At 37.8% G+C, this 6,961-nt stretch carries 6 protein-coding genes; 1 reads left to right on the top strand and 5 read right to left on the bottom strand.

Annotation, left to right across the window (positions count from 1 at the left end):
* Positions 1–95: CoA-transferase (locus GA0116959_RS14210; RefSeq protein ID WP_280513252.1), on the bottom strand; the 95-nt coding region annotated here is incomplete at its 3' end.
* 295 nt (positions 96–390) lie between these two features.
* Here GA0116959_RS14210 and pcaU point away from each other — a divergent pair.
* Positions 391–1,215 carry an IclR family transcriptional regulator PcaU gene (gene pcaU, locus GA0116959_RS13255; protein ID WP_092721091.1) on the top strand — a complete coding sequence of 275 codons (825 nt, stop codon included), beginning with the start codon at positions 391–393 and terminating at the stop codon, positions 1,213–1,215.
* Positions 1,216–1,426: 211 nt separating this feature from the next.
* Here the strand turns inward: pcaU and GA0116959_RS13250 are convergent, their stop codons facing one another.
* From GA0116959_RS13250 to GA0116959_RS13235, 4 genes are all read right to left on the bottom strand, one after another.
* On the bottom strand, positions 1,427–3,637 hold the full coding sequence (locus tag GA0116959_RS13250; RefSeq protein WP_092721090.1) for an OsmC domain/YcaO domain-containing protein: 2,211 nt from the start codon (positions 3,635–3,637) through the stop codon (positions 1,427–1,429).
* A 463-nt stretch (positions 3,638–4,100) separates the two neighbouring features.
* A complete protein-coding gene (locus GA0116959_RS13245) occupies positions 4,101–4,700 on the bottom strand; it encodes a gamma carbonic anhydrase family protein (protein ID WP_092721089.1) in 600 nt (199 codons plus the stop codon).
* Between the two features lie 377 nt (positions 4,701–5,077).
* Positions 5,078–6,172 (bottom strand): enoyl-CoA hydratase/isomerase family protein, encoded by a 1,095-nt coding sequence (locus GA0116959_RS13240; RefSeq protein ID WP_092721088.1) that lies wholly within the window; start codon positions 6,170–6,172, stop codon positions 5,078–5,080.
* 10 nt (positions 6,173–6,182) lie between these two features.
* On the bottom strand, positions 6,183–6,956 hold the full coding sequence (locus tag GA0116959_RS13235; protein WP_092721087.1) for an enoyl-CoA hydratase: 774 nt from the start codon (positions 6,954–6,956) through the stop codon (positions 6,183–6,185).
* Positions 6,957–6,961 lie beyond the last annotated feature (5 nt).

The raw sequence follows: 6,961 nt of genomic DNA, 5'->3' as shown, positions 1-6,961 counted from the left end.
TGTCCTGCGGTACCGAAACCACCAATCATGATGGTGGAGCCGTCTTTGATTTGGGAGAGGGCTTCACGTAATGAAGCAGTGCTTTTATCTATCATTTGACAACTCCGTTTGTACCCTGCATCAATCAAGATCATTTGTATTCTTTGGATGAATAACATCAATGATGCATCTATAATTTCAAATCATTCAATTCCGAGTATTTTAATTCGGATTTCTTGTTACTATTTTTGATTCTTTTTTAAAATTGATCTATGGTTAAACATCAATTAAGTTCGATCATTGCAATTATTGTTCGATCATCGAACAATAATTGCAATGATCTATCATATAATCCTTATATTCTATTTATCGAATTTTAAATGTTTAACATATACCAATGGAAACGCGGCTATGGATGATGTTAAAAGCAAAATAACTAAAACCTTACAAAACCCTGATAATCAAAAAGTGATGCGACACGAAGACTTTGTAGCAGGGATTAGCAAAGGCATGGCGATTTTAGATTGTTTCGGACCTGAACGACATCGCTTAAATATTAGTATTGCAGCAGAAAAAACAGGTATGACCCGTGCGGCAGCACGAAGGCATTTACTCACTTTAGAATACTTAGGCTATTTAGAGTTTGATGGGCACTACTACTACCTTTCACCTAAAATATTAAAGTTTTCAGGTGCTTATTTAAGTGGTGCTCAATTACCTAAAATTTGTCAACCCTTACTTAATCTACTAACCAATCAAACGTCGCTTATCTATTCAGTCATGGTATTAGATGGCTATGAAGCCATTACGATTGCTCGAAGTGCTGCACATCAACAAACGGATCGCGTTAATCCTTATGGTCTGCATTTAGGAAATCGGTTACCTGCTCATGCTACGTCAGCAGGGAAAATTTTATTGGCTCAACTGGAACCTGATGAACAAATACAATGGTTAGAAAAATATCCGCTCAAACGCTTAACCAAATACAGTTGTACCAATAATCAGGATTTCATGAAACTCTTGGCTGAAATTAAAGAACAAGACTGGTGCTATTCTTCAGAAGAGCATGAATTGGGTGTACATGCCCTTGCCGTTCCTATTCACAATCCTAAGGCCCAAGTGATTGCTGCCTTGAATATTGTGTCACCCACCATGCGAACTACCAAGGAATATTTAGTTGAGCAAATTTTGCCTTTATTGCAGGAAACTGCAAGAGAATTAAGAAATGTGATTTAACTTGGATAAATGAAAATATTGAATTCTTATGGATGATGCTCAGCAAAGTAAAGATTTATTCTTTATCAAAGCAATCAGAAATCTAGAAAGCTGTAGTGATTATCACTCGACATCATGAAGCACAATTTAATGCATTCACGATGCCAAGCATCTTAAATCATTACCATCCTTATGTAAGATTATTTAGACTCATCTTTCTAAAATTTGCCTTTCAATCTTCACTTGATCTAGCCACAAAATTGGCACGTGCGTGATGCAGTTTTTTATAACTCTCAATCAAGCGCAAATGTCGATCAAGACCTTCAAGTTTCATACTGGTAGGTGTTAAACCATAGAAACGGATGCTACCGTCCATCGAACCTATGACTGCATTCATACGTTCATCACCAAACATACGGCGGAAATTGGCTTCATAATCACTTAAGTCCATTTCATCATCAAGCTCGACTTCTAGAACCACATTCAGGCATTGATAGAATAATCCACGTTCTACAGTATTGGTGTTGTATTGTAAAAAAGCCCCAACCAAATCCTGAGCTTCTTCAAATTGTTGTAAAGCAAGATAAATTTGAAGTTTTAACTCCAGAATGGTGAGTTGGCCCCAAACAGTATTGTCATCAAATTCAATCCCAATCAAGGTCTTGATTTCAGTGTAATCATCTGAATCACATTCTTCTAAATGTTCAAGCAATGCCTCAAGACGTGATTCATCTAAACGATGTAAGTTCAAAATATCTTCACGGAAGAACAGGGCTTTATTGGTATTATCCCAAATCAAATCTTCGACCAGATAAATTTCTGAATAACCCGGCACTAAAATACGACAAGCTGTTGCACCTAAATGCTGATAGACCGCCATGTAGACTTCTTTACCCATTTCTTCAAGAATACCAAAAAGTGCTTTGGCTTCATCAGCATTGGAGTTTTCACCTTGACCTGAGAAATCCCATTCTACAAATTCATGATCTGCTTGAGCACTAAAAAAACGCCATGATACGAGGCCACTAGAATCAATAAAGTGTTCAACAAAATTATTCGGTTCTGTTACAGCATTACTGCTAAAAGTGGGTTTAGGTAGGTCATTAAGGCCTTCGAAACTTCGACCTTGTAATAATTCTGTGAGACTACGCTCAAGCGCCACTTCCAAGCTTGGATGTGCACCGAAAGAAGCAAATACTCCACCCGTTCGTGGATTCATCAAGGTGACGCACATAACCGGATATTTACCGCCCAATGAAGCATCTTTGACCAAGACAGGAAAGCCCTGTTCTTCTAGACCTTGAATGCCTGCAACAATCTGCGGATATTTTGCTAAGATTTCCTGTGGCACATCAGGAAGCGTCATTTCGCCTTCTAAAATTTCACGTTTAACCGCACGTTCAAAGATTTCAGACAAGCATTGAACTTGAGCTTCAACCAAGGTATTTCCCGCGCTCATTCCATTACTTAAATACAAGTTTTCAATTAAGTTTGAAGGGAAATAAACGGTTTCACCATCAGACTGACGTACAAATGGCAGTGAACAAACACCACGCTCCATATTGCCTGAATTGGTATCAAACAAATGCGTCCCCAGCAATTCCTCATCTGGGTTATAAATATCTAAAGTATATTCATCTAAAATTTCTGTTGGCAACGCCCCATCTACGCCTGGTTTAAACCATTTTTCATCTGGATAGTGTACAAACTCTGCCTGAGCAATGTCTTGACCCCAAAACTGGTCGTTATAGAAGAAATTACAGTTTAAGCGTTCAATAAACTCCCCTAATGCAGAAGCCAGTGCACTTTCTTTGGTTGAACCTTTACCATTGGTAAAACACATTGGAGATTGCGCATCACGAATGTGCAAAGACCATACATTGGGTACAATATTGCGCCATGAAGCAATTTCGATTTTCATGCCCAGACCTGCCAAAATAGCAGACATATTGGCGATGGTTTCTTCTAAAGGCAGATCCTTCCCTAAAATACGAGTGCTGCTTTCTGAAGCCAAATTTGGCATAAGCAATGCTTGTGCATCGGCATCAATACTTTCGACAGCCTCAATCACAAACTCTGGCCCAGTTTGAACGACTTTTTTGACAGTACATCGATCAATTGAACGCAAAATACCTTGACGATCTTTTTCTGAAATATCCGATGGTAATTCAATCTGAATCTTAAAAATCTGTTTATATCGATTTTCTGGATCAACAATATTATTTTGAGAAAGACGAATATTATCCGTCGAAATATCACGTGCTTGACAGTAAACTTTAACAAAGTAAGCTGCACACAAAGCAGAAGATGCTAAAAAGTAGTCGAATGGCCCCGGTGCAGAACCATCACCTTTGTAGCGAATAGGTTGGTCGGCAATCACCGTGAAGTCATCAAACTTAGCCTCAAGCCGAAGATTGTCGAGATAATTGACCTTAATTTCCATGTTTGCACCTAATAATGCTTATGCATTGTCACAAATACACAAGATTTTATATATTGATCGATAAGCCGAATCAGAGAGAAAAATTGACTTAAAAAAAGATGAATTAGATTTTTTGCATGCGGTGTGTACACCAAATACATCATTCTAAAAATAATGCTGCATATTATAGAGGGATTTTAGCGGATTGATAACTTTTGTCTGAATTCAGCACTTATTTCTGCTTTTAATTCATTTCGATGCGTTCTTCTTGTGGTAAACCTCCTAGTGCCAATCTCAACATACAGGTTGCAGAACTCAACCTCAGAACCTTACCATTTTAAGATATCAAGATTAATTTTATATATCACGCCCCTCTAGAACGATTATTTTTATTTGAATTTCCAGAATTTAATACTCAATTTTAACTTACAACCTCATCCCTAGACCTTTTTGAAATGATCTAGCCTGCTTATAATCAGAATAATTAACGATTGCTTTTAATCACATGCTGTGACGCAAAATGCTTATACGTTAGGCGTTCTGTTGAGTTTTCTGACAAAGGTTCAACCTCATGCATGCTATTTAAGCAACGTGCTGTGAGTTGAATATATTCTTCAGTCCCTTTTGTTTTCCATGCAATTTCATTTTCTGCCAGACTGCGAATCACGCGTGCAGGACTCCCTAAAGCCAAGCTATTCTCAGGAATTCTGGCTTTAGCTTTTACCGTACTATTTGCACCAATAATACTATTTTCGCCAATCTCTGCCTCATCTAAAATTACGCTATTCATACCGATCAGCACATTTTTACGAATCAAGCACCCATGTAAAATCGCACCATGTCCTATATGACCATATTCCTCAACAATGGTTACATAGTTAGGAAATCCATGAATAATACAAGAATCTTGAACATTGGCATTTTTATGGATATGAATTCCACCAAAATCCGCTCTTAAAGCTGCAAATGGTCCAATATAAGCACCCGCTTCAACGATCACATCTCCAATCAATACAGCCGTAGGATGAACATACGCTTTTGGACTAACGACAGGCATCACACCATCAATGGCATAACAAGGCATTTTCTCTTCCTTTAAAATTTAATTTAGAATTAAATTAATAACTCAATTCTTCCTGTTTTCAATGATCAAAGTATTTATAAAATTGCGAATTTACTGGAGGCATAAACCTTTAGAACTAAGATCAGTGTCTAGCAAGAACTCATGACCTGCATTTTGAAATGTCTAATATCCATTGCTATTTAAATTTCGTGCTTTTAAAAATTATGAACTCGCAGATAAAAGTTCAAGAGGTAAATTTGGATCTTGAAATAAAGTATGACGAAATAAACTCATAAACTGGCTAATCACTAGTGACCATTTTTTCTGATCATAAAGTCAGGACTTAAAATATGTTTTTAAATCCCCACATAAAAACATCAATATATTTAAATATACCGCTAATAGATTTCCTCTAACTGCTGCCCATTTAATACAGGCCAAATCTTTTGTAATTTCTGTTCAAAATCTTTATTTTCTACTTTCCATATAGGTTTCTTGTCTTTATCTACAATTAAAGCTCGAACGCCCTCTATAAAGTCTCCTTGCTCTAACCAAATATCTTGCAAATGACGTTCGAGTTGCATGCATTGCTCAATGGATAAATTTGGCCCCACTTGTTGTAGTTTTAGACTGACCTGTTTTGCAATCAATGGACGTTGTTGCAAAGTGTGTAAAGTTTTTTCCGCCCATACTTGCTGTTTTGGATCAGGCTCATTTGCTAAGCTTTGTTCAATTGCCTCTAAGTGAGAAGAGGAAAAATGTAAATGAATACTATCTGCGCGTGACTGAATTTCACTCGGCTCAGGTTCAGTCACAAATTCACTTATTTTTAGTCGAATCAAAGCTTCACTTAAAGTTGGCATTTCAGCGATGGCTGTGTGTAATTCACCCAATTTTTCACTTGGTACATGATAATCAACCAAATCTAAATGAAGTGCATCACTACAGCTGATTTGATCGCCTGTAAGTGCAAGATAGGTTCCAATTTCTGCAAGACGTGAAAGGAAATGGGTTGCGCCAACATCGGGGAAAAAGCCAATCGCTGTTTCAGGCATAGCAAAACGTGACTTTTCGCTACTGATGCGTATATGACAGGCTTGTGCTAAACCAAAACCGCCTCCCATGACATAACCATCTAAAAAGACCAAAATAGGTTTTTCAAATTGTCGAATGGTCGCCAACATTGAATATTCAGCTGCAAAGTAATCTCGGTAATCGGCCTCGCCTGAATGATAACTGTCATATAAATAGCGGACATCCCCGCCCGCGCAAAATGCTTTAGGACTATTCGAGTTGATTAAAATAGCCTGTATCTCTTCAGTATTACGCCATTCTTCTAATTGATCCCGAATCGCTTGAATCATGTCGATTGAAATAGCATTTAAATGTGAAATACGATCTAAAGTAATGACGCCGAGATGACCGTGCGTACTCACAATGATATTATTTTTGATCACAGTGTCGTTTTTAAGAAGATTATTATCATTATTCATATCAGATTTCTCAGCGCTGGTTAAATTGAGCAGGACGTTTTTCCACAAATGCTTGCATGCCTTCTTTTTGGTCCACTCCAGCAAAGATTGCATGAAATATGCGTCGTTCAAACCGTAAGCCTTCAGCTAAACTCACTTCAAATGTACGATTAATAGATTCTTTAATCATCATCACTGCGGTCAGTGATTTTTGTGCAATTTTTTCTGCGGCGTCTAAAGTCTGTTCAAGTAATTCATCTTGAGAGAAAACGCGGGCCACAAGACCACTTTGTTCAGCTTCTTGCGCTCCCATCTGTCTAGCTGTCAAACACATTTCCATGGCTTTTGCTTTTCCAATCGCCAAGGTGAGACGTTGTGTTCCACCAATTCCTGGAAGTACGCCTAGTGTGACTTCAGGAAGTCCAAATTTAGCATTATCGGCACAGTAAATAAAATCGCACATTAAGGCGAGCTCACAACCGCCACCCAACGCATAACCACTCACCGCAGCAATAATCGGTTTACGGCGCTGTGCGATACGATCTGCCAGACTGAAAAAATCATCTAAATAAATTTGTGGAAAGCTTAAATCTGCCATTTCTTTAATGTCAGCACCAGCTGCAAAAGCTTTTTTTGATCCAGTAATGACAATACAACCAATACTACTGTCTTTTTCTAACTGGTCTAGCACTTGATTAAGGTCAATAATCAGTTGGTTATTTAAGGCATTGAGTGCTTCAGGACGATTGAGTGTAATCAGTCCAACACCATTACGTTGTTCTAATAAAATAGTTTTCCATTGCATAAATC

The organism is Acinetobacter albensis (assembly GCF_900095025.1).
Lineage (GTDB): Bacteria > Pseudomonadota > Gammaproteobacteria > Pseudomonadales > Moraxellaceae > Acinetobacter > Acinetobacter albensis.
Note: the sequence above shows the minus strand (reverse complement) of the source record. Positions and strands in the feature narration are given on the sequence as shown.

Coding starts and splice junctions, on each gene's coding strand:
- GA0116959_RS13240 (WP_092721088.1), bottom strand. CDS start 6,172: ATGAATAATGATAATAATCTTCTTAAAAACGACACTGTGATCAAAAAT.
- GA0116959_RS13250 (WP_092721090.1), bottom strand. CDS start 3,637: ATGGAAATTAAGGTCAATTATCTCGACAATCTTCGGCTTGAGGCTAAG.
- GA0116959_RS13235 (WP_092721087.1), bottom strand. CDS start 6,956: ATGCAATGGAAAACTATTTTATTAGAACAACGTAATGGTGTTGGACTG.
- GA0116959_RS13245 (WP_092721089.1), bottom strand. CDS start 4,700: ATGCCTTGTTATGCCATTGATGGTGTGATGCCTGTCGTTAGTCCAAAA.
- pcaU (WP_092721091.1), top strand. CDS start 391: ATGGATGATGTTAAAAGCAAAATAACTAAAACCTTACAAAACCCTGAT.